A 22,072-nucleotide genomic window follows, 5' to 3' on the forward strand; every position below is an offset into this window, starting at 1 on the left:
TCTTACATTTCTTCTGGAGCGCCGACACCAAGCAAACGAAGACCCTCTGTCAAGACGATCGTGACAGACTTGACGAGTGCAAGACGCGATTGTTTTGCTGCGTCATCTTCGAGAACACGGACGTGTCCGTAGTATTTATTGAAGCTTTGTGCAAGATCTAAGACGTAACGGCTGATGATTGATGGCTCACGACGTGTGAACGCGCGATCGATGACCGTCGAGAATTGGTTTAGCATCGAGACGACACCCCATGCATGATCATCTGCACTACCAGCGAATGGTGTTCCATCATAGCCACCTTTACGGAGCAATGAGTGCGCACGGGCATTCGTGTACTGGACATACGGTCCTGTTTCGCCTTCGAATTTCAACATCTGCTCAAGATCGAACTCGATGTTGTTCATCCGTTCGTTCTTCAAGTCATGGAAGATGACCGCGCCAACACCAACTTGGCGAGCCGTGGCTTCGGCATTCGCTAAGTTCGGATTTTTTTCCGCGATGTTTTGCTTCGCAACATCGATTGCTTCTTGTAGTACTTCTTCAAGCAAGACGATCCGACCTTTACGCGTCGACATTTTCTTTCCGTCCTTCATGATCAAACCGAATGGGACATGGTGCATTCCGTCGACGTTTTCGAATCCAAGTTTCTTCAAGACTGCGAACAATTGCTTGAAGTGAAGCGCTTGTTCCCCACCGACGACGTAGAACGCTTGCTCAAAGCGGTACGTTTCAAGACGATAGACGGCAGCTGCTAAGTCACGTGTCGCATAAAGCGTTGCGCCATCTTTCTTTTTAATCAAGGCAGGTGGCATACCTTCTGCTTCGAGGTCGACGACCATTGCCCCTTCTGATTCGACGAGGAGATCTTTTTCTTCGAGCAAATCGATGACGTGTTGCATCTTATCGTTGTAGAAGGCTTCTCCGTTCAAACTATCGAATTTAACACCAAGCATCTCATAGACACGGTTGAACTCAACGAGTGAGACTTCACGGAACCACGTCCAAAGAGTTGTCGCCTGCTCATCACCTTGTTCGAGTTTTTTGAACCAGAGACGTCCTTCGTCCTCAAGTGCCGGATTTGTTTCCGCTTCTTCGTGGAACCGGACGTATAATTTCAACAATTCCTTGATTGGTTCTGCACGGACCGCTTCTTCCTCACCCCACATCGTGTAAGCGACCATCAATTTCCCGAACTGAGTTCCCCAGTCCCCTAAGTGGTTGACACCGACGACGTCGTACCCTTTTTTACGCGAAATCTGGTTGAGCGCGTTCCCGATGACTGTCGAACGCAAGTGACCCATCGAGAAGGGTTTCGCGATGTTTGGTGATGAAAAATCAGTGACGATCGTTTTCCCGTTGGCTTCACTTGATCCGAACGCCTCTTTTTCCGTCAAAACTTGGTTGACGATTTCTTGCGAGACGACATCCCGGTTCAAGAAGACGTTGATGTAAGGACCAACAGCTTGAACGTTCGAGAACAACGGCGCGTCAATTTTTTCTGCGAGCTCCGAAGCAATCATGTTCGGTGCTTTACGGAATGCTTTAGCGAGCATGAAACATGGGAATGCTAGATCTCCATGATCTTCATGTTTCGGTTGCTCAATCAGTTGTTCGATTTGTTCAACTGATAAGGCACCTTCCATGACTTGATGTAATACTTCTGCATACTGCGCTTTATAACTCATCTTTATTTCCTCCTGCTTCACTGATTTTTTGGCAATAAAAAACGCCCCTTGCGCCACGCGCAAAGAGACGGAATGACCGCGGTACCACTCTTCTTGGTGTCATTTCGACACCCACCTTGTTTGGGGATAACGGGGTTCCCCCGGCTACGCCTTTTCCTTCTGGAATCGGGCAGCGTCTCAGAAGTGCGCTTCACGACCGGTTCGTCCTCAGGCTTCCACCATTCCCTGATTCGCTAGTTGACGAATATCAACCGTTACTCTCTTCATCATTGACTGTATTCGATATCTTTCACATTATACGCAATTCTTTCTTTTCTCTCAACCTTATTTTTTTGGTAAATGGCTCATCAAAATTTCCACAATTCGGGTATAGGAATAAAAGATACTTCTCAGGGGGAGGGATGTTTCATGCGCTACTACCAACATGTAGCCCGGACGAGCTGGATCGTCTTCGGTCTCGTCGCCTTGACATTATTAGTGATCGGCATCGTTCATCCACCAACCTTCCATCCTTCTGTCTCCATCATCAACACTCTTTATTTATTCGGACTCGTTCTCCTGTTTCAGTTCGATAATGTCCGTCGTGGTGGCATTTACTATACATTCCAAGAAGGCATCATCTTATTTTTATTCCTCAATTACGGTTTAACGTACGCCTTGATTTTAAGCCAAGTCGGTATTCTCGTCTTTCAATTCATGTCTCACCGAAAAGCGATTCGTTGGAAACGTTTCGTTTATCTCTACCCGATCAACGCCTTGTTCGATTTAGTCTACATCTCGCTTCCAGCCTTTGCGTATTATGCGCTCGGCGGACCAATCGGCTCAAACTTTACGTATACGAAAGCCTTACTCCCTTTCATCGGCTTTTTGATCACCGTCTTCCTTGTCTCTTATTTCCAATGTCTGTTCGTCAATCGCTTCCTCTACTTGAAATACGATTGGCAACGTCTCGTAAAACTTCAGTCCCTCGTCTACGGGATTAGCATGTTAAGTGCTCTACTTGGAATCTGGTTCTACGATGAAAGTCCGCTCGTCGCGGCTACAGTTTCCGCATTGATTCTCTTTTTGTTCAAACGTCTGTTGCAAGAGCGTGGTGACTCCCTTGAAGCAAACGATAATGCCAAGCGATTTGATGATGCGAAGGAACACTTGTTGATTTCCCGCTTCGAGCGCGAGACGATCGATTCGTTGCTCCTCGATTTACCGCATCTATTGCCGTTTTCTGAAGGTTGGATCTCGATTCAACAACAGCGGAAACAAGTCATCTATAACATCCGGACGAAACAACCAATCGACGTGTTACCACTGTTTCATTCCTTGTCAGCCGACGATTTGCATACCCCGATCATCTATGGGCTGCGTTGCGACTGGGGAAACGATATTCAAATCGGATTGCCTGTCGATCGTCACTCGATGCTAGCGATTCCTTCGATTACGAGCGGAGAGGTCGATGTTTCGATCATCCTATTCCATCAAGTCGCAGACGCCTATGATGTGACAAATGCCGACGAATTATCTCGTTTGCTCCGTATCTTTTGTCGCGTCTTAGAACGCTCACGTGAAACGGTCCAACTCTATACGGAAAGTCGGACCGATGCCTTGACCGAATTACCGAATAGTCGGGCTTTTTATGAACACGGTCGGCAGGAATTTGCCGCTGACTGCTATCCGCTCTCCGTGATCCTGTTCGATATCGATCATTTCAAACGTGTCAATGATACGTACGGTCATAAAGTAGGCGATCTCGTCCTTCGTGAACTCGGTCGACGTATCCAGGCGATCCAATTACAATATGATGATGTCTTTGCTGCTCGTTATGGTGGGGAGGAATTCGTACTTCTGTTGCGAAATGGTAGTCAAGAGGCTGCTATCCAGATTGCCGAGACGGTCCGCCATGCGGTCATGGATCGTCCCTTCCTCGTCGATGGTCACCGACTGTCCTTAACGGTCAGCCTCGGAATTGATACAGTGGAGGAAAGATATCAACGGACGTTCGAAGAATCGTTACGTCAAGCCGATCATGCACTCTATGTCGGCGGAAAACACAATGGGCGCAATTGTACCGCGCATTATGCAAACCTTTGAAAGGTCGTGACTCTATTGTCGATTACTGAAATTGAAATGACGCTACCGACATCACAAACTCATCGGACGATTCGGATTCATCGGCCACCCCATTTAGATCCTTCTGAAGCGTTACCTGTGATTTATATGCACGATGGACAAAACGTCTTCAGTGGAGAGACCGCCTCGTTCGGAAAAGGCTGGGAGATTCATCTTGCGCTACAACAGACACAGATTCCGGCAATGGTCGTCGCGATCGACAGTCCAGAAGACGGAATGGATCGTTACGATGACTACGCTCCTTGGAGTGATGAAGCTTTATTGATGCGGACTGCTTATCCTTCGCACCGGAAGTCGATCGGGGGAAACGGTAAGGTCTACATGGACTGGATCATCCGCGAGTTAAAACCGTACATTGATGCCAACTACGCGACACGCCCTGACGATACGACGATGATCGGCAGCTCGATGGGTGGCGTCATTTCGCTCTATGGATTGTTCGCATATCCGGAAGTCATCACGCGCGTCGCTGCCCTGTCGACGGCCGGATGGGCAAACTTCTCCTCACTCCTTGAATTCATCGAGCGCAGTCCGTCGCTGTCTGCTACCCATCGCTGTTATATGGATGTTGGGACAAAAGAAGTGAGTGGTCCGATGACCGAAACGGATTATTTACACACAAATGATGTCTTAGCGCGAGCGGTCGAACAGAAACTTACTCAAAGTCGCTATACGATCATTCCGGAAGCGATTCATCATGAAACGGCCTGGGCCGAGCGTTTACCGGATATTTTACGTTACTTGTTTCCTTCCTCGTGAATACACAAAAAGCCGGGCGATTTCTACTAATAAAGAAATCTTCCGGCTTTTTACGCGTGCCTTATACTAATTCTTCTTGTTGCTCTTTTTCATAACGGTTGCGCGGATGCTCCCGGCATTCATCGGAACACGAACGCATGACTTTTGGTTCGCATTCTTCACAGCAGAAGTGCTGTCGATTACATTCCGGGTTTGCACAATTAACGTAGCGCGTCTCCGGTTTTCCACAGTAGTAACATTCTGAGACGACAGAAGGATTAACGGCATTAACAGGAACTTGTACACGCTCATCAAAGACGTACAGTTCGCCTTCCCAGTCTTCTCCTTGCGTCTGTTCATCTTTTCCGTACATGACGACTCCACCTTTAAGATGGAAGATATCATCACTCTGTTGCCGTTTACGGAAGTACGCCGTGAATTTTTCACAACGAACGCCACCCGTACAGTATGTGAGAACCTTTTTCCCTTCAAACAAATGCTCGTTCTCGTCAAGCCACTCCGGGAATTCCCGTGAAGCATCGACATCCACTTTTACAGCATTCTTGAAGTGTCCGAGGTCGTATTCATAGTTGTTGCGTACATCGAGAATGACGACATCATCTTGTTTCATCATTTCTTTCCACTCTGCTGGTTCAAGATACGCAGCGTGTTCTTCTGGTACGTTGAATTCATCCTCAAAACGCCATGTGACGAGTTCTTTTTTGTAACGGACGAACGTCTTTTTGAAGGCGTGCCCTTCGACTTCATCGATTTTGAATTCGATGTCAGCGAATCGTGGATCCGCCGTCAAGTCCTTCATGTATTGTTCCGTTTGTTCGACCGTTCCAGAGAGTGTGCCGTTGATTCCTTCTGGTGCGATCAAAATCCGACCTTTAATACCGAGCTCTTTACAGTAAGCAAGATGCTCTTTCGTTAGCTGTTCCGCATTTTCGATCGGAACATACTTATAAAATAATAGTACGCGATAAGGTTTCATATTCCTCATTAGCCCCCATGTCAGTTTTTTGCAGTAAAACGAACGTTGGCAAACGAAGCGTCTAGCTATTGACTAGCTGGGAACGCCTGCAAAACGCACCCATTTAAGTATAATACCAACTCCCTTTCGAATGTACAATCTACAATTCCTGAATCCCTTTCAAGGAATTTCATTCCCTTTCTGAATCAGAAAGAGGTAAAATAAAACACAGTAGTACATCTCGCAAGGAGGATTCCGAATGCTCCATACACTTCGTGACTGGATCGAGCAGATGATTTTCTTTCTCCAAGACTTACCTGGAGGAGCTGCCACCGGTTTGATTGCCCCGTTTCTTGAGTCTCTATTTCCTTTCCTGCCACTCGTCCTGATCATTTCCGCGAATGCGGCAACCTATGGTTTTGGTATGGGTGTTCTCGTATCATGGGTCGGGAGCATGCTTGGATCACTCGTCGTCTTCGCTTGTATTCGATATCTATTTCGTCGTCCGGTTACGCGTTGGCTTGAAAAACACCATGCCGCACAACAGTGGATCGAACGTGTTCGTCACATGAGTCCCATCTCACTCGGATTCTTTTTCTCGCTTCCGTTCATGCCTGCGTTCATCATCACGTCCATTTCCGCCATGATTCAACTATCGCTGCGGACGTATTTGATCGCTGCTGGTGCCGGTCGTCTGATCGTCGTCATCATCTTCTCGCTAATCGGAAAGGAATGGTCCACGTTCCTTGAACGTCCGATGCGTCTTGTCCTTCTATTTTTAATTTTACTCGCCATCTGGGGAGTCAGTCGCGGTACGGAAGAATGGCTGAAGCGTCGTGCGCTCTCAAAACGTGCGGATCATTTACGGGAAATCGAAGATAAGATCGAACGTCCATCTGAAAAATGACTCAAGCCTGTCTATGATTCCATAGGCAGGCTTTTTAAGTTGTTCTCATTTTCCGGGTAATAGGTCTTTTGAATCATTTTCCGACATAATTAATATATAAAAATAACGTTCAAACAATGTTCAATATTGAAAACGCTTACATTAAATTGGTATGACCAATATTAATATAATAATGAGCTTTTCTTCTTAAAAATTAGGATAGCTTTTCCAGAAACGACATCCTTATAATGAATTTACATTCATTCCTTAAAGGAGGCGTCCTCATGCATCAAGTGTCCGAAGTTCAAAAAAATGAAGCGACTCAATCCGCTCCAGCAATCGTCGAGAGCGCTACTTTTCAACAATTGATGCGTCAAAAGAATGGCTTCATTCTTCCAGCCATCAGTTTCTGTCTTATTTTTTATTTTACGCTTCCGATTTTAACAAGCTACTTCACGATTTTAAATCAGCCGGTGTTCGGTGATATTACAGGTGCTTGGATCTTCGCTTTTGCTCAGTTCATCATGACGTGGACGTTCTGCATGATGTACAGCAAAAAAGCACGTGCCTTTGATCGACTCGTCGAACAGATCAAGGAGGAGTCGAAATGAATTATACTGCCGTTGCCTTATTTGCGGCGATCGTCGGTTTGACGCTCGTCATTACATACTTTGCTGCTCGTAAAACAAAAACTGCTAACGACTTTTATACAGCGGATGGCGGACTCACTGGTGCACAAAACGGGATGGCGATTGCCGGCGACTATATGTCCGCTGCCTCGTTCCTCGGAATTGCTGGGATGATCGCTTTAGCCGGATTTGACGGATTCTTCTACTCGATTGGCTTCCTCGTTGCCTATCTGGTTGTCTTGTACCTCGTTGCCGAACCACTTCGGAACCTTGGGAAGTACACGATGGCGGATATGATTGCCGCTCGTTTCAATGCTTCAAAAGTTCGAGGAGTCGCCGCCATGAACTCCATCGCGATCTCGATTTTCTATATGATTGCGCAACTCGTTGGTGCGGGTGCCTTGATTGAACTGTTATTAGGAATTCCTTACACGACAAGTGTCATCATCGTCGGTATCTTGATGACAGTCTACGTTGTCTTCGGTGGTATGACAGCGACCTCATGGGTCCAAATCATCAAAGCGATTCTCTTGATGGCAGGAACAGCTGTCATTTCGTTCATGGTATTCGCCAAGTTCGATTTTTCGATCTTCAAGATGTTTTCAGAAGTCAAACAAGCGACACCGCTCGGTGATTCATTCTTGAATCCCGGAAACAAGTTCAAATTACCGCTCGATACGATTTCATTGAATCTCGCACTCGTTCTCGGAACGGCTGGATTACCACATATCTTGATTCGTTTCTTTACTGTTAAGGATGCTCCGACTGCTCGTAAATCCGTCGTATATGCGACGTGGATCATCGGTGCCTTTTATATCTTGACGATCTTCCTCGGCTTTGGTGCCGCTGCTTTCGTCGGTTCTGAAGATATCATTGCTGCCAATGCTGCCGGTAACATGGCGGCACCACTTCTCGCTCAAGCACTCGGTGGCGATTTACTCTTTGCGTTCGTTGCCGCGGTCGCCTTTGCGACGATCCTCGCCGTTGTTGCGGGACTCGTCTTATCCGCAGCATCCGCCTTTGCCCATGACTTCTACAGTCATATTCTTCGCAAAGGACAAGCAACGGAAAAAGAACAGATGACGGCAGCACGACTCGCTTCCATCGCCGTCGCCTTGATTTCGATGGTACTGGCATTGTTCGCACAAACGATGAACGTCGCGTTCCTCGTTTCGCTTGCCTTTGCTGTCGCGGCAAGTGCCAACTTGCCAGTCATTCTCTTGACGATCTTCTGGCGCCGTTTCAATACTGGCGGAGCTGTCACAGGTATGGTCGTCGGGTTATTCTCTTCACTGATTCTCGTCGCACTCAGTCCAAATATTTGGGCAGTCGACGGTTCAGCCTTGTTCGTCGGGGAAGCCCTCTTCCCGCTGACGAATCCAGGAATCGTCTCCATCCCACTTGGCTTCCTCGGAGCCATCGTCGGGACATTGTTGACGAAATCGAACGAAGTTGCCGGTAACTTCGAGCGTATCTTAGTCAAGGCCAATACCGGTATCGATGCAGCCACGGAAGTCGCCGCATCAAAAGAATAAGTTCCCCTTAACGGCTCCTTCAACCCCCTTGAAGGAGCCGTCCCCTTTTACATTCTTCTCATTCATTGCCATACTAAGTGGATAATAGAGAAGAAAAGGAAAGGAAGACTGTACATGGATCTCGCTTTTTATTATTTCTTAATCCTCGGATTTTTCATTGGAATCATCTCCGGCTTTTTCGGAATCGGTGGCGGTATCATCTTGACGCCCCTACTACTCATTTTAGGATATGCTCCAAGCGTTGCGATCGCGACTAGTCTCATGTTGACTCTCGGATCAACGGTTTCAGGTACGATCTCTCACTTACGTCTTAAAAATGTCGTCTGGCGCGATAGCCTTGTCGTCGGGGGTGTTGGAATCATCGGTTCGACGATCGCGACACCACTTGTTCTTCGTTTAGAAGAAGTCAACGGTGCTCATCTCGTCATCTCGATCGTTTATATCGGACTCTTACTCTACTTCGCGAATAAGTTCTTACGTCCGAAAACAACGATCGGTGAACAGACGGGTTGGAAAAATCGATATCTCGCTCTTGCCTTCACTGGTCTGTTCGCTGGATTCATCTCTTCGCTTCTCGGTGTCAGCGGTGGATTCATCATCACACCGTTACTCGTCGGGATCGTTGGCTATGAGTTGAAACGTGCAGTCGGAACGAGTATTGCTTCCGCGTTACTGATCGTCCTATCGGGACTCGTCAACTATACGGTCGCGAGCACGAATATCGATATCCTCGTCGGGATCATGCTAATCGTCGGCGCCTTGCTCGGAGCACCGATTGGCGCGAAGCAGTTGACGCATTTCGAAAGTCCGTTCGTCAAAAAGTACCTCGGTATCTTCTATTTGACGGTTGCGGTCAGTGTGTTACTCGAGGTCATCGGCTGGAACGTCGCTTCACTCTCCGTTCTCGTTGCGCTTAGTTTGATTTTCTTACTGACACTCCTCATCTACAGCCGTCATCGAACGAATGGATGAATCGTCTCATCAGAAAAGCGGTGATGCCCCTATCAGGCATCACCGCTTTTTTCCGTTAAGCCACTCGTTTGTGACCGGCTCGTTCATAGTCTCTCGTTTGTTCAATGACTAAGTGCGACAAGAACAACATTCCAATCAAGTTCGGAATCATCATTAATCCATTTGCAATATCCGCGACCAGCCACAACGGTTCTAATTGCGCGACCGCACCATAACAGGCTGCGAGCGCAAAGAACACGCGGTATCCTTCGTTGAAGCGTGTCGTACCGCTCAAGTACTCCAAGCACTTCTCTCCATAGACATACCAACCAATGATCGTTGAATAACCGAAGAAGAAGACGGAGAAAGCGACCGTCCATTCTCCAAATGATCCAAGAACACTCGCAAAGGCGGTTGCTGTCAGTGCTGCCCCGGAAAGATTCGCATCATGCATCATACCTGAATGCAGCCCACCTGACGGATCCCAAAAACCTGTCGTCAGAAGGACGAGTGCCGTCATCGTACAAACGATCAAGGTCACGATGAAGGTACTCGTCATCGAAATCAATCCTTGTTCGACCGGACGCTCACTTTTCGCAGATCCGGCAATCAATGCTGCTGTCCCAAGTCCTGCTTCGTTCGTGAAAATACCACGTGCTACACCGACTTGCATCGCCATCATGATTGATACACCGGTGAAGGCTCCCGCTGGCGCAAGCGGCTGGAAGGCGTACTCAAAGATTAAACCAAAGGCTGGTAGAATCTGATCTGCCTTCAATACTAAAAGGACACAAGCGGCACCGATATAGAGTAAGCTCATGATCGGAACGAAGATCGTCGAGATCGCACTGACGCGTTCGAGCCCACCACGAATTGATACGTAGACCGCAATCGCGAGCAGAATGCCGAACACTAGCAGCGGCACACGGAACGATTGCTCAAGCACCGTTGCCATCGCATTCGCTTGCACCGTATTCCCAACACCAAATGATGCGATCAAACCAAATACCGCAAACAGGATGGCGAGTAGTTTAAATTTAGGTCCTAGTCCCTTCTCGATATAATACATCGGTCCACTGACGGCTTCGCCGCGTTCGTTTCGACTTCTAAAGAGAATGGCAAGGAGGCTTTCTGCATATTTCGTCGCCATTCCAATTAAACCGATGACCCACATCCAAAAGACTGCGCCCGGTCCGCCCATCGTCAAGGCGACTGCGATCCCTGCGATGTTTCCGTTTCCGATCGTCGCCGCGAGGGACGTCATCAACATCTGAAAGCTACTGATTTCACCTTCACCTTGCCCTGATTTTTGAACAGATAATTGAAACGCTTGTTTTAAACGCCGAAACTGAAGACCACGTAAGCGGATCGTAAAGTACACTCCTGTTCCTACCAACAACATCATACTCGGAATCCCCCAGACCCAAGCCGATATCAGACGTAACACTTCCATGCCATTTCATCCTCTCTCTCTTTTCCGAGGCTTACCGTAGCATGTAGTTGTGTTTTCTTACAATACAAAAGAATACTTTTTGTGATTTTACACAATAGAAGATATACTAAAACTATCGAGTGAAAGAGAAAGAAGGGAAATCCCATGTTAGAAGCTTCATATCATTCCTTAGACGACTTAGCGGAAGCGATCGGTATTGCCTTGAATGCCCCGATTACGATTGAAGATCGCAATCACCGCCTTCTTGCGTATAGTACGCATACGGCCGATACAGACCCTGCCCGTGTCGCAACGATCATTGGTCGCCGGGTACCGGAATCGGTCATCGACCAACTCTGGAAAGATGAAGTCATCCAGAGCCTTGCTACACAAGATGATCCACTCATTATTTCTGCACGCACGGATGTCGGACTGAATGACCGTGTCGCCATTGCGATCAAGCAAGATTCAGAAATTCTCGGCTATATCTGGTCGATTGCCCGAAGCACGCCGTTTACTCCTTCGGAACTAGCGGACTTAAAGAAAGGAGCTCTACTTGCTCAACGTCAGTTACTGGCGATCGACATGCAGAAAAAACGGAAGGAAGAGCAGACGGAACAGTTTTTCTTCGAGTTATTACATGAAGAATTATCCGAGTCGGAAATCCTGAAGATGTTCTCTAAACTCCATGTCGCACCACCTGGCATCAGTCGTTTGACGGTCATTCGGTTTTCAGAGGCAATCACACCGCGTCTCGCCGATCGCCTGCGCTATTTATTGACGATTCAGCAGACGGTTCGTCCGTTACTTTATGCGTATGATGAGACGGATTTCATCTTGTGGATCAGCACAAACGACCGCGACGCAGAACAAGAACGTCTGCAGTTTGACGCCTTCATCCAGTCGTTTCGACAATTACTCGCGGAGCGGTTCGATTATACGGACTTCGTCGCAGCAAGTAGTGAAGTCTTCACCGGCGTCCAAGCGATTCCCGAGCGCTATGAAGAAGCGGGCATTGTCTTGCGTCTAAAAGACGCCTTCCCATTTGAGCTGAAGAACGTGACCCGTTACGAACGCCTCGGCTTATTCCAGCTCTTACCGATTTTCTCGGAGCGTCTGCGACGGCGGACGGTTCGCTTGGAAGAAATCGAACGGCTGCGTGCTTACGATGTGAAACATGCCTCCTCCTTATGTGAGACGCTAGAATGGTTCCTTCATTATGATGGAAACGTCAAACAAGTCGCTTCCCATCTCCATGTCCATCCGAATACGATCCTCTATCGGATGCGACGGATCGAGGAGGAAGCGGGCATTCGAATGGAATCTTTACCTGAACGCTCCTTACTTTATTTGTATCTAAAAGCAGACCGATATCCTTTGTGATTTTTCACAAAGGATATCGGTTATTTTTGAAAACACCGATAAAGTAGAACGCTTTCATTTCTCGTATACTGAAGATGAAGAGAAATTGATTTGTTTATTTGCGAAAGGGGATCGCGTTCACATGATCATTGGAGTATTAAAGGAAATCAAAAACAACGAAAACCGTGTTGCATTAACACCTGCCGGGGTAGCAGCGTTACATGCACAAGGACATCGCGTCATCATTGAATCAATGGCAGGTATGGGGAGTGGCTTCACGAACGAAGAGTACGTCAAAGCAGGTGCTGAAATCATCGCGACTGCTGCTGAAGTCTGGGCAACAGCCGAACTCGCTTTAAAAGTTAAAGAGCCGATCGCTTCAGAGTACCAATACTTCCGTCCGGATCTGACATTGTTCACGTATCTTCACTTAGCGGCTGAGCCAGAACTGACACGTGCACTCGTTGATTCGAACATCACAGCAATCGCTTATGAGACGGTTGAAAAGAACCGCACCCTTCCATTGTTAACACCAATGAGTGAAGTCGCAGGACGTATGGCATCGCAAATCGGTGCACAGTTCTTGGAAAAACCACACGGTGGTATGGGCATCCTGCTTGCAGGTGTTCCTGGGGTTCGTCGTGGAAAAGTCACAGTCATCGGCGGCGGTGTCGTCGGAACGAATGCTGCGAAACTCGCGGTTGGTCTTGGTGCGGATGTCACAATCATCGATGTCAGCCCAGAGCGCCTTCGTCAGCTCGATGATATCTTCGGTAACTCGATCAACACGTTGATCTCCAACCCGTACACGATTGCTGAAGCGGTCGCTGAGAGTGATCTCGTCATCGGTGCTGTCTTGATTCCAGGTGCAAAAGCACCGAAACTCGTCACTGCCGACATGGTCAAACGCATGAAGCCGGGCGCTGTCATCGTTGACGTTGCCATCGACCAAGGTGGTATCTTCGAGACGGTCGACCGTATCTCGACGCATGATGACCCAACATATGAAAAATTCGGTGTCGTTCATTACGCTGTCGCGAACATGCCAGGTGCCGTTCCACGTACGTCTACACTAGCATTGACGAACGCAACGCTTCCGTATGTCCTTGAGCTCGCGAACAAAGGCACACACCGTGCGCTTGCTGAAAACGATGCTCTTGAAAAAGGATTGAACGTCGCGCAAGGATTCGTCACGTACGAAGCAGTCGCACGCGATCTCGGATACACGTACAAATCCGTTGAAGATGTGCTTCACCTACACGCATGATCTTGAAAGTAGAAATAGTCGATGATTCCTTTTTGAGGAACCATCGACTATTTTTTATTGCTTCTTGAGGCAGCACTCGGCTTGTCATATGATGAGAAACGAAGACTTATGATTTTGAACTAGTAGAGGGGATCTCATTACATGACACAAACCATAACCGCCCATTCTCTTGAACTTCAGAGCCACGTCGCTGAAGTCGCGTTACTCGAAGCACTGACATCCGATACAGAAGAGAGCGTACGTATTGCCGCAACCGAGCGCTTACGTGTTCTCGTCCCATCTCATCCATTGCTCAACATCGCTACAGCTCATTCCCTTTACTTCAAGAACGAACACACTCAAGCGCGCCGGCTGATCGAAGAGACACATCAGCAACTCGGTGAGCATGTGCACGGATACATACTCCTCGGTATCATCAGTGAAGATGAAGGATATATGCACGAAGCAGAACAGTTTTTCCTTTCAGCCATCACACGGTTCCCTGAAGAGCCAGCAGGACATCGTTTCCTTGCCGTCCATTACAATCATCGTCAATTTTATGGGGAGTCAGCTGTTCATGCGTTTACATATTTAAAGAAGGTTGGCGCATCTGGAATCGATACGCTGATGGCCATTGATTCCATCCAACAATTAGACGGTCATTCGATCGACATGTTGGAAGCACTCTATGCCTTAATCCTTGGCGTATCTCATCTCGACAAAACCACCGTCTTTCATGCGACAGCTTCTGTCAATCAAAGTATTCAATATGAGAAGCTGCATGCTACATTGCGCGAAGACAGCGACGAGACCCTCTACGCTAAGCTCGACGAATGCCTTTCCAACATGCTCGAGCATGGCTTGTTCGCAGCTGTTTATGACGATTCCGAAGAAAAGATCTATCGCCATGTCTTTCAGGATATGTGTCGGGATATGACCATCCGTCATGCAGGTTGGCGTGCGTATCCGGACTATATTCGATTACGCTTTCTCTATTTCAAACAATTGTTGTTACGCGACTGAACGTTAAAAAGCAAACGCGACGAGTGCCGCGATCGTCCATGGCAAGATCAAGTTGTCGAGATCGCGATATGAAATCGCTTCGATCAAGGCTGCGATATTCGCAAGCAAGAAGCCATAACTGACAGCGAGCCAAACCGGTTGTCCATAAAACAAGAACGTCACGGTCAACACGAGGAATGACGCCAAAAATAGGGCGATACTTCCTTCAAAGGATCGTTTCGTCTCACCACGGACGTAAAACGTCTTTCCGTAGCGTTTTCCGACGAGAGCCGCGAGACCGTCACCCCAAGCAAGCACCATGCTTCCCGCAATGAGCGCCATCGGCTGTCGCTCGAAGAAGAACAGGACGAGTCCCGCTAGAGCGAGTGGATAATAGACCGTTCCGTAAGAAGGACGATCGACGTCGTGCATCTGACCGATTCCTTTTCGTAGTGTCACTAGATTCACGACAGCAAAGAATAACAACGGTACGATCGCAACGTACCAGTGATCCAGCCAGAGCAGCGCAAGAAATACCCAGTGACCGACAGCAATATGAATCCATTTTCGAACCGTCTCGGGAGAAAAGCCGAAACGGCGTCCAATGACTTCCAGGATGACGAGAACTAGCCCGACGATTCCAATCGTGCCAAGAGCAGCTATCCATTCCATCGTCATTCCCCCTTTCTTTCCTATTATTGTACGTTGTTTCAGTTGCCATTTGCCCTATTGAACCTTCATTTGATAACATAAGGTCAAATGACGTCCTAGAGAGGAAGTTTTGGAAATGTATGATGCTCAAGCAGTCCAAACATTATCAAGTTGTCTGCAACGCTTGAACGAAGGAAAAGGAATCGAACCCCTCGTCGCAACGGAAGGCATAGAATTGCCGAAGGTCATCAATCGCTTGAAGCAATTCGATCCATTAAAAAATGGTCTATCCATCAATGAAATCGTTCATTTGGCAAATGCCCTGATCGGCGAACATATGTCAGCGACGACGATCCAGAACTGGACAAAACGTGAAGTCCGGGACATCATCGGCGTACCGCATCGCGGAAAGAAGTACTCGATCAATCAGGCTTCGATCATCTATTTACTGGATGATTTAAAACACCTCTTCTCGTTAGAAGAAACACGAGAACTGCTGACGATCGTCTTCAAGAATCCGAATATTGATGAGGATGATTTAATCAGTCCGCTTAATTTTTATCTCGTCTATACGCAACACGCGGAGACAAGTGGTCCGATCGAATTGACGGAGAAGCGTCTCAGACGCTCGCTCGAGCGCATTAACGCTTACCGCCCTGAAACTGTCCACGTTCTCCAACTGTGTCTCTATGCCCGTCGTGTATCGCATTTAACACACGAAGCGAAACAACGCCTCCATCATGTTCTGCAAACGACATGATGAAAAAAAGATGCCATCCATGTCATGGAAGGCATCTTTTTTTATTTAGACGGCTGTCAGTGATTTATAGTGGACGTTGTTCGTCAGACTTTTCAAGACAGAGAGTAGTTCGTACATCGAGAGTTTGTCCGCATCCTTGACGAGACGGTACTCATCACCGTCTTGCAACAATTCAGCAACGACTTCTCCAGCTGCACTCCGTACGGAGAATTTTCCTTTTGTCAGGTCGAAGGAAATCGTGAATGTACCACGCTCATACACGTTGTACTCACATTTCTTCGAGAAGAGCGAAAACTTCTCACGCATTTGACCTACCTCTTGTCCATCATGGTTCATCACGACCCACTTCTTACACGTCGGAATGAACTTACCAAACGCTACCCCTCTACCTTCACCATTCATTACTTGAACACGACCATTCTCGTCGTGTTGAACCGCACCGATCATTTGGTGCGCTTCATCATAAATCGCGGCATGACCTTGCGAAAAAACGCAACCCTGCACATAGACAACTTTGCGCAACAGAAATTCTCCTCTCACTGCTAAAACGTGCTGGTTTTTCGTCCCCAGTTTATTTAGACATCCTGTATAGTTTAACTTTCTTTATCTGTATGATATTTCGTTAACGAAAATGATTATTGCACCGTTTCTCCAAATTGACAACCCCCTTTTGTCGACAATCATTCGACATGTTCAATGCAGGTTCATCTCCTTTGCAAATGCGAGCAATTCTTCCCGATCAATGAGGCGAACCTGATTTGGTTCCGCTAGCTGATACGCAGCTTCCGTAAAGGTCGAATTCGTAACGACCCACCCCTCGTCCATCCCGTAGAATGGAACCGAGGCAGCGACCTGTTGAACCGCTTCGAGCCCTACAGCCGCACTATATCGCTTTGCCTGGATGGCAATCTTATACCCTCGTTCATCCTCTATCAACAAATCTGCTCCGAAGTCGCGTGAAGCAGGTGTTAACTCGACCCGATATCCTGCTGTTTCAAATAAATCGGCAAGCCATTCTTCAAATTCTCGTCCTTCCATTCGATCGAGTCGTTTTTCAAGCGACGGCGTTAAAATGGACAAAAGAAGAAAAAGGATACACCCTACTATACTGATGATTAAGATTAAAGGTTCCCAAGAACTCGAAAAAAAATAAGTTCCGAAAATTCCTATCATTGCAAACAAAGCTGCTAGTAACAATCGTTTTCGTTTTAATCGTTTCATCGTGCTTTTCCCCTCTACTTCGTCGTGACCTTTTTTTCACTATACTAAAATTCTTCGTCGGTTGCTTCCTTCAACAGGAAACACGACTCGTCTTGCAGAAGTAAACTAACGAGGAAAGACTGTCTTAAAATCCATGGTCGAAGACCAGTCAGGAGGTAGCTCATGGCAGAACATTCATCCCCTTCATCGCTACGAATCATTCACGCGACGTTACGTGCTATGAAAGACCCCGTTATTCTTGTCGATGCAAATGGAAGGATTCAATTTCATAATGACGCGTTTCAACACCAGTTCATGAACACTCCGAATATCGAAACCGTTCAGGAGCTGTTTCCCATCACGGATGATTTCTTTCCATTACAGAAGGAAGCCGTCATTTCAACGACACATCAATTAACAGTCACAGCGATTGAAGCGACGGACTATTTTCTTGTCCATGTCGCTCCCCTGAAAATCGAGGACTTATTCAATTCAACACTAGATACTGCTCTATTCATCACCGACTCGGAGTTTCGGATTCAAACTTGTAACGAAGTGGCAAGCACCTTATTCCGTTTCGAGCATGCCGAAGACATCATTGGTCTCCAAGCGACGATTCTACATGATGCGAAGGAAATCGCTACCCGCCGTCAACATCTCGAACAATTGAACTTAAAAGACTTATCGGACGCGCAACTGTTTTTACTGCATGGACGGGAAGCCGAAAATGAATGGACCTATCATCGTTTGGATGGCTCAACGTTCCATGGACGCCTTTATATGACACGGTTGCCAAACGATACGTACTTCCTTCTCATTCAGGACATCACACCGCAAAAACAAATCGAATGGCATCTGACGAAAAGCGAACGCCGCTTCCGACTCTTCTCGGAATCCGTCGTTGAAGCCGTTATCTTTCATGACCACGGCATCATCATCGATGCCAATCGCGCAGCAGAAGTCATTTTCCGGACGAAACTCGAGAAAATGAAAGGCAAGACGACGCTTGAATTGATTCATCCGGATCATCACGCGCGTGTCTTACAACGCATCGAGGAGCATCGAGAAGAACCATACGAAGTCCTCGGTCAACGTGCCGATGGAACTTCTGTCGAAATCGAAGTGTTTCCGCGTGAAATCATCTACAACAACATCCGGATGCGTGTCGCCGTCGTTCGTGATATTACAGAACGAAAAAAGATTGAGAAAATGCTTGAACGCGAAAAAAATGCCATCATGCGTCAGCGTGATATCACACAATCGATTCTTCAGGCATCCAATGAAGGGTTCCTACTGACAGAAGAGGATGGAAGTTTCATCTTCATGAACGTCAAAGCACGCAAATTACTCGATGTCCCAGGCATTGCACCAAGTAAGATTCAAGAACGAATCAGTCTGATTCCGAATCTCGATTTGAACACTCGATTCGAGATGCTCCGACAAGTAGAAGAATTACTCGCCGGAAAACATTCTGAACTATCGTTTCGTTTCACGTTACAGCGACCAAATGAGTCCAGCCCACTTTATTTCGAATTTTATGCGACTGCGATCAAAAAGGAGAAGAGCCGCATTTCTCGTCATGGCTTCCTATTTGTTTTCCGTGATCGGACAGAGGAAGCGAAGATGGATCAAGTAAAGGACGAACTCGTCAGTACAGTATCGCATGAGTTGCGCACGCCACTGTCCTCCATTCTTGGCTATATGGAATTACTACGATATAAAAAACAATCGGCTGATCGAATCGAACGGTATGTTGAGATCGTCCACGAAGAGACGAAACGATTGACGACGCTATTAAATGAGTTTTTAGACATTCAGCGTCTAGAAGGTGGAAAACAGGAGTATACCTTCACGTCGTTCTCGTTGCGCGATCTTCTCGCATCAACCGTCGATGCCTATGGCGAGACCGTCGAGACGCATCGAATTGATCTAGAACTACCAGAGGATCCTGTTCTGATTTTTGCGGACGAGCACAAAATCAAGCAGGTGATCTTGAACTTGCTTTCGAACGCCATTAAGTACTCTCCACAGGCGGATCATATTCGAGTCCTTCTTTCAGCAAACCCGGAACAAGCAACGTTCTCTGTGACTGATCATGGACTCGGCATTCCACAAAATGCTTTTGAAAAGCTCTTTACGAAATTTTACCGGGTCGATAACTCAGACATCCGGAAAATCGGCGGAACCGGACTCGGACTTGCCATCTGTAAGGAAATCATCGAATCACACGGAGGTGCGATTTCCGTTGAATCAGAAATCAATGATGGTTCGACGTTCACCGTTGTACTCGAATGTGATCCAAGAAAGGAATGGAATTGATGCGGACCTACTTCATGACGGGTTTCCCCGGTTTTTTAGCGACCAAACTGATCGAACAACTGGCACGTGTACCGGATCAAATCGCTTGTTTTCATTTGCTTCATTTATCATCAGAGCGGAATACGGCCGCTGAGCGACGCCAGGACCTTCTAGAACGTACATCCTTACGACCAGATCAACTCGTGTTACATGAGGGGGATATCACGGTCGAACAGCTTGCTTTATCATCAGAGACGCGGATGATTTTGCAACAAGATGTCACACACATCTTTCATCTCGCAGCGCTATATGATTTAGCAACAGCATATGAACCCGCCTTTCGGATCAATGTGATCGGTACCGCGAACGTGACACAGTTTGCTCATACGTGTCGGACCTTAGAGCGTTACATCTACTTCAGTACAGCGTATGTCTCGGGTCTTCGTTCCGGAATGGTTCTAGAAGATGAGTTACAAGCTAGTGCCTTTAAAAATGCTTATGAAGAAACGAAATACCTCGCTGAAGTACGTTTCCGTAAAGAAATTGGAACGATCCCCTATACGATCATCCGTCCTGGGATCGTCGTCGGCCATTCCGAAACGGGCGAAACACCGAAATGGGATGGTGTTTATTTCGTTTTGAACGCGATGCGTCTCCTGCAATCCTTTGCTCCTCTTCCGTATCCCGGTCGAGCAAACGCACTCGTCAATCTCGTGCCCTATGATTACGTCATTGAAGCGACCGCTTATCTCAGTCATGCACCGGTCGGAAGAAATAAGACCTATCATCTGACGGATCCATTCCCACATGGCGCACGCGCGATTTTTGAGATGTTACACGTCGCCTATTATGGACGTTATCCGCGCGGAATCGTTCCGTTTCGACTCGTTAGCACGGCATTGACTCCAGCTGTCGCGAAACGACTTCAGGTGCAACGTCAGACACTCGATTATTTCATTCATCCCGTTCAATACGACACGACACATGCCTTACGTGACTTACGGGACACTGGTATTATTTGTCCAGACCTTGCAGAAACGATGCCTCGGCTCGTCCAGTATTACCAAATACATGCGACACACTAAAAAAGTCCAATCGTTCTTCCTCAAGGGAAGTCGATTGGACTTTTTCATCGGTTACCCGATCAACATATTCTCTTTTGGATAACGAATCGTTCGATCACGTTGCGTCGCGAACGTGAACAGAATCGTTAAGGAGCCGACACGTCCGAGTAACATCATGAACATGATTAAAAACTTACCAAAGCTATTGAGCTCAGCTGTTACGTTCAAAGAAAGACCAACTGTTCCAAATGCCGAGACCGTCTCAAAGAATAGACCGATAAAGGAAATATTCGGCTGGGTCAACGCCAGGAACGTCGTGATCAAAGCGATGAACAATAAACTGAAGACAGCAATCGCATATGCCTTTTGAATCGCTTGCGTCTGAACAGTCCGACGCATCAGAACCGTTTCACGCTGTCCGCGTATATACGTCCAGACATTCTTCAAGATGACCGCTGCCGTCGTGACCTTGATCCCGGAACCTGTTGATGCGGAACCTGCCCCGATGTACATCAAAACCATCATCAAACCGATCGAGAGCGGCACCATCGTCGTTAAATCGATCGTCTGGAAACCAGCCGTTCGTGTCGTGACGACTTGAAAGAACACGATATGGAGCGCACTGAAGAACGATTCATCTTTTAATGAACCCAAGTTCGAAACCCACTCGTAGAGCATCATTGCTAAAACACCTAGTCCATTGATGACGAGTAGTGATAGCACCATCAATTTAGAATGGAGCGAAATTTTCTTGAAGTTTCGTTTACCAGCGATATCCGCGATGACCGTAAAACCAAGACCACCAATCATCAAGAGCGCTGCAATCGTCAGAATGAATGTCGTATCTTGTTGGAAACCGATTAGATTATCACCCCATAGTGCGAATCCTGCATTGTTGAAGGCAGATACGGCGTGGAACAAACCGTAATAGAGTGCTTTTCCGAAGCTGTATTTGTATTGAATGAACAAATCAAGCGCAATCAAAAACATGCCGACGATTTCAACGAGGACCGTCGTGACGATGATATTACGAACGAGACGAATCGTTCCGCCCGGACTATCGAGATTAAACATCTCTTGGATAATGATCCGCTGACGAATCCCGATTTTTCGTCCCGTGACGCTGAGCAAGACGAGCGCGATCGTCATGAATCCAAGTCCACCGACCTGAATTAAGAGCATCATGATGATTTGACCGAGTAAATTATAGGATTCGGCAATATTAATCGGTGACAGTCCTGTGACGGTTCCTGCCGATGTCGCAACGAATAGGCAATCGATGAATGATACATCTTGCCCCTCTTGTTGTGAAATCGGAAGCCACAATAAAAAACCACCTAGTAAAATCGTCAATGTAAAGCCAGTCGCAATGAAGCGTGCCGGTTTATCGAATAGCTGATGGTACATCAATTCACCTAAACGCCCGAAGCGTGCGAGTCGTGAACGTCTTTTATGCGAGAACATCTTACTCCCCCTAGATTGTTTTCAGACAGAATTGTCTTTATCATACTCCCTCGAATTAAGAAGTTCTAT

19 protein-coding genes and 1 other annotated feature are annotated in these 22,072 nt (G+C 47.2%); of the genes, 12 read left to right on the plus strand and 7 right to left on the minus strand.

All coding sequences use genetic code 11. From position 1 onward, the window contains the following. Positions 1-2 precede the first annotated feature (2 nt). Positions 3-1,685 (minus strand): arginine--tRNA ligase, encoded by a 1,683-nt coding sequence (gene argS, locus KNQ11_RS13490; protein ID WP_214725102.1) that lies wholly within the window; start codon positions 1,683-1,685, stop codon positions 3-5. A gap of 60 nt (positions 1,686-1,745) precedes the next feature. Beyond that, positions 1,746-1,964, minus strand: a binding site (T-box leader). Positions 1,965-2,093: 129 nt separating this feature from the next. Here argS and KNQ11_RS13495 point away from each other — a divergent pair. Further along, positions 2,094-3,770 (plus strand): GGDEF domain-containing protein, encoded by a 1,677-nt coding sequence (locus KNQ11_RS13495; RefSeq protein ID WP_214725105.1) that lies wholly within the window; start codon positions 2,094-2,096, stop codon positions 3,768-3,770. Between the two features lie 15 nt (positions 3,771-3,785). Beyond that, positions 3,786-4,568: an alpha/beta hydrolase gene (locus KNQ11_RS13500; protein WP_058265678.1), complete on the plus strand. Its 783-nt coding sequence runs from the start codon at positions 3,786-3,788 to the stop codon at positions 4,566-4,568. Between the two features lie 61 nt (positions 4,569-4,629). On the opposite strand, the gene trhO is transcribed toward KNQ11_RS13500, so the two are convergent. Then, on the minus strand, positions 4,630-5,544 hold the full coding sequence (gene trhO, locus KNQ11_RS13505; RefSeq protein WP_082627445.1) for an oxygen-dependent tRNA uridine(34) hydroxylase TrhO: 915 nt from the start codon (positions 5,542-5,544) through the stop codon (positions 4,630-4,632). Positions 5,545-5,782: 238 nt separating this feature from the next. On the opposite strand from trhO, the gene KNQ11_RS13510 reads away from it, so the two are divergent. The 4 genes from KNQ11_RS13510 to KNQ11_RS13525 all read left to right on the plus strand — a co-directional run bounded on the left by KNQ11_RS13510 (position 5,783) and on the right by KNQ11_RS13525 (position 9,545). Beyond that, a complete protein-coding gene (locus KNQ11_RS13510; protein ID WP_023469681.1) occupies positions 5,783-6,430 on the plus strand; it encodes a TVP38/TMEM64 family protein in 648 nt (215 codons plus the stop codon). 263 nt (positions 6,431-6,693) lie between these two features. Next, complete coding sequence (locus KNQ11_RS13515) at positions 6,694-7,020, plus strand: DUF485 domain-containing protein (RefSeq protein ID WP_023469682.1); 327 nt, start codon at positions 6,694-6,696, stop codon at positions 7,018-7,020. After that, on the plus strand, positions 7,017-8,573 hold the full coding sequence (locus tag KNQ11_RS13520; protein ID WP_149428001.1) for a solute symporter family protein: 1,557 nt from the start codon (positions 7,017-7,019) through the stop codon (positions 8,571-8,573). The genes KNQ11_RS13515 and KNQ11_RS13520 overlap by 4 nt, the downstream gene beginning before the upstream one ends. 114 nt (positions 8,574-8,687) lie before the next feature. Beyond that, a complete protein-coding gene (locus KNQ11_RS13525; RefSeq protein ID WP_214772254.1) occupies positions 8,688-9,545 on the plus strand; it encodes a sulfite exporter TauE/SafE family protein in 858 nt (285 codons plus the stop codon). Between the two features lie 55 nt (positions 9,546-9,600). On the opposite strand, the gene KNQ11_RS13530 is transcribed toward KNQ11_RS13525, so the two are convergent. Beyond that, positions 9,601-10,977, minus strand: coding sequence for an alanine/glycine:cation symporter family protein (locus tag KNQ11_RS13530; RefSeq protein ID WP_214729074.1), 1,377 nt, complete (start codon positions 10,975-10,977; stop codon positions 9,601-9,603). 144 nt (positions 10,978-11,121) lie between these two features. Between KNQ11_RS13530 and KNQ11_RS13535 the strand changes: the two genes are divergently transcribed. The 3 genes from KNQ11_RS13535 (at position 11,122) to KNQ11_RS13545 (ending at position 14,587) form a co-directional block, all read left to right on the plus strand. Then, entirely contained in the window at positions 11,122-12,339 is a 1,218-nt protein-coding gene (locus KNQ11_RS13535; protein WP_035395605.1) for a PucR family transcriptional regulator, read from the plus strand. A 121-nt stretch (positions 12,340-12,460) separates the two neighbouring features. Further along, positions 12,461-13,585: an alanine dehydrogenase gene (ald, locus tag KNQ11_RS13540; RefSeq protein WP_029342897.1), complete on the plus strand. Its 1,125-nt coding sequence runs from the start codon at positions 12,461-12,463 to the stop codon at positions 13,583-13,585. Between the two features lie 141 nt (positions 13,586-13,726). Further along, positions 13,727-14,587 carry a tetratricopeptide repeat protein gene (locus KNQ11_RS13545; protein ID WP_149428003.1) on the plus strand — a complete coding sequence of 287 codons (861 nt, stop codon included), beginning with the start codon at positions 13,727-13,729 and terminating at the stop codon, positions 14,585-14,587. A 3-nt stretch (positions 14,588-14,590) separates the two neighbouring features. Here the strand turns inward: KNQ11_RS13545 and KNQ11_RS13550 are convergent, their stop codons facing one another. Then, positions 14,591-15,238 carry a diacylglycerol/polyprenol kinase family protein gene (locus KNQ11_RS13550; RefSeq protein WP_064300682.1) on the minus strand — a complete coding sequence of 216 codons (648 nt, stop codon included), beginning with the start codon at positions 15,236-15,238 and terminating at the stop codon, positions 14,591-14,593. Positions 15,239-15,353: 115 nt separating this feature from the next. Between KNQ11_RS13550 and KNQ11_RS13555 the strand changes: the two genes are divergently transcribed. Further along, on the plus strand, positions 15,354-15,977 hold the full coding sequence (locus KNQ11_RS13555; RefSeq protein WP_149428005.1) for a DUF1836 domain-containing protein: 624 nt from the start codon (positions 15,354-15,356) through the stop codon (positions 15,975-15,977). Between the two features lie 45 nt (positions 15,978-16,022). Here the strand turns inward: KNQ11_RS13555 and KNQ11_RS13560 are convergent, their stop codons facing one another. Next, positions 16,023-16,499: an LURP-one-related family protein gene (locus KNQ11_RS13560; protein ID WP_023469691.1), complete on the minus strand. Its 477-nt coding sequence runs from the start codon at positions 16,497-16,499 to the stop codon at positions 16,023-16,025. Between the two features lie 171 nt (positions 16,500-16,670). After that, positions 16,671-17,057, minus strand: a complete 387-nt coding sequence (locus KNQ11_RS13565) for a restriction endonuclease (protein WP_230088865.1) — start codon at positions 17,055-17,057, stop codon at positions 16,671-16,673. A 303-nt stretch (positions 17,058-17,360) separates the two neighbouring features. On the opposite strand from KNQ11_RS13565, the gene KNQ11_RS13570 reads away from it, so the two are divergent. Next, entirely contained in the window at positions 17,361-19,496 is a 2,136-nt protein-coding gene (locus tag KNQ11_RS13570) for an ATP-binding protein (protein ID WP_214772256.1), read from the plus strand. Positions 19,497-19,510: 14 nt separating this feature from the next. Next, entirely contained in the window at positions 19,511-20,560 is a 1,050-nt protein-coding gene (locus KNQ11_RS13575; RefSeq protein WP_244290071.1) for an SDR family oxidoreductase, read from the plus strand. Positions 20,561-20,611: 51 nt separating this feature from the next. Here the strand turns inward: KNQ11_RS13575 and KNQ11_RS13580 are convergent, their stop codons facing one another. Further along, positions 20,612-22,003 carry a TrkH family potassium uptake protein gene (locus KNQ11_RS13580; RefSeq protein ID WP_035395598.1) on the minus strand — a complete coding sequence of 464 codons (1,392 nt, stop codon included), beginning with the start codon at positions 22,001-22,003 and terminating at the stop codon, positions 20,612-20,614. Positions 22,004-22,072 lie beyond the last annotated feature (69 nt).

Origin of the sequence: Exiguobacterium sp. s39, assembly GCF_018618925.1 — a bacterium.
In the GTDB taxonomy this organism is placed as follows: domain Bacteria; phylum Bacillota; class Bacilli; order Exiguobacteriales; family Exiguobacteriaceae; genus Exiguobacterium_A; species Exiguobacterium_A abrahamii.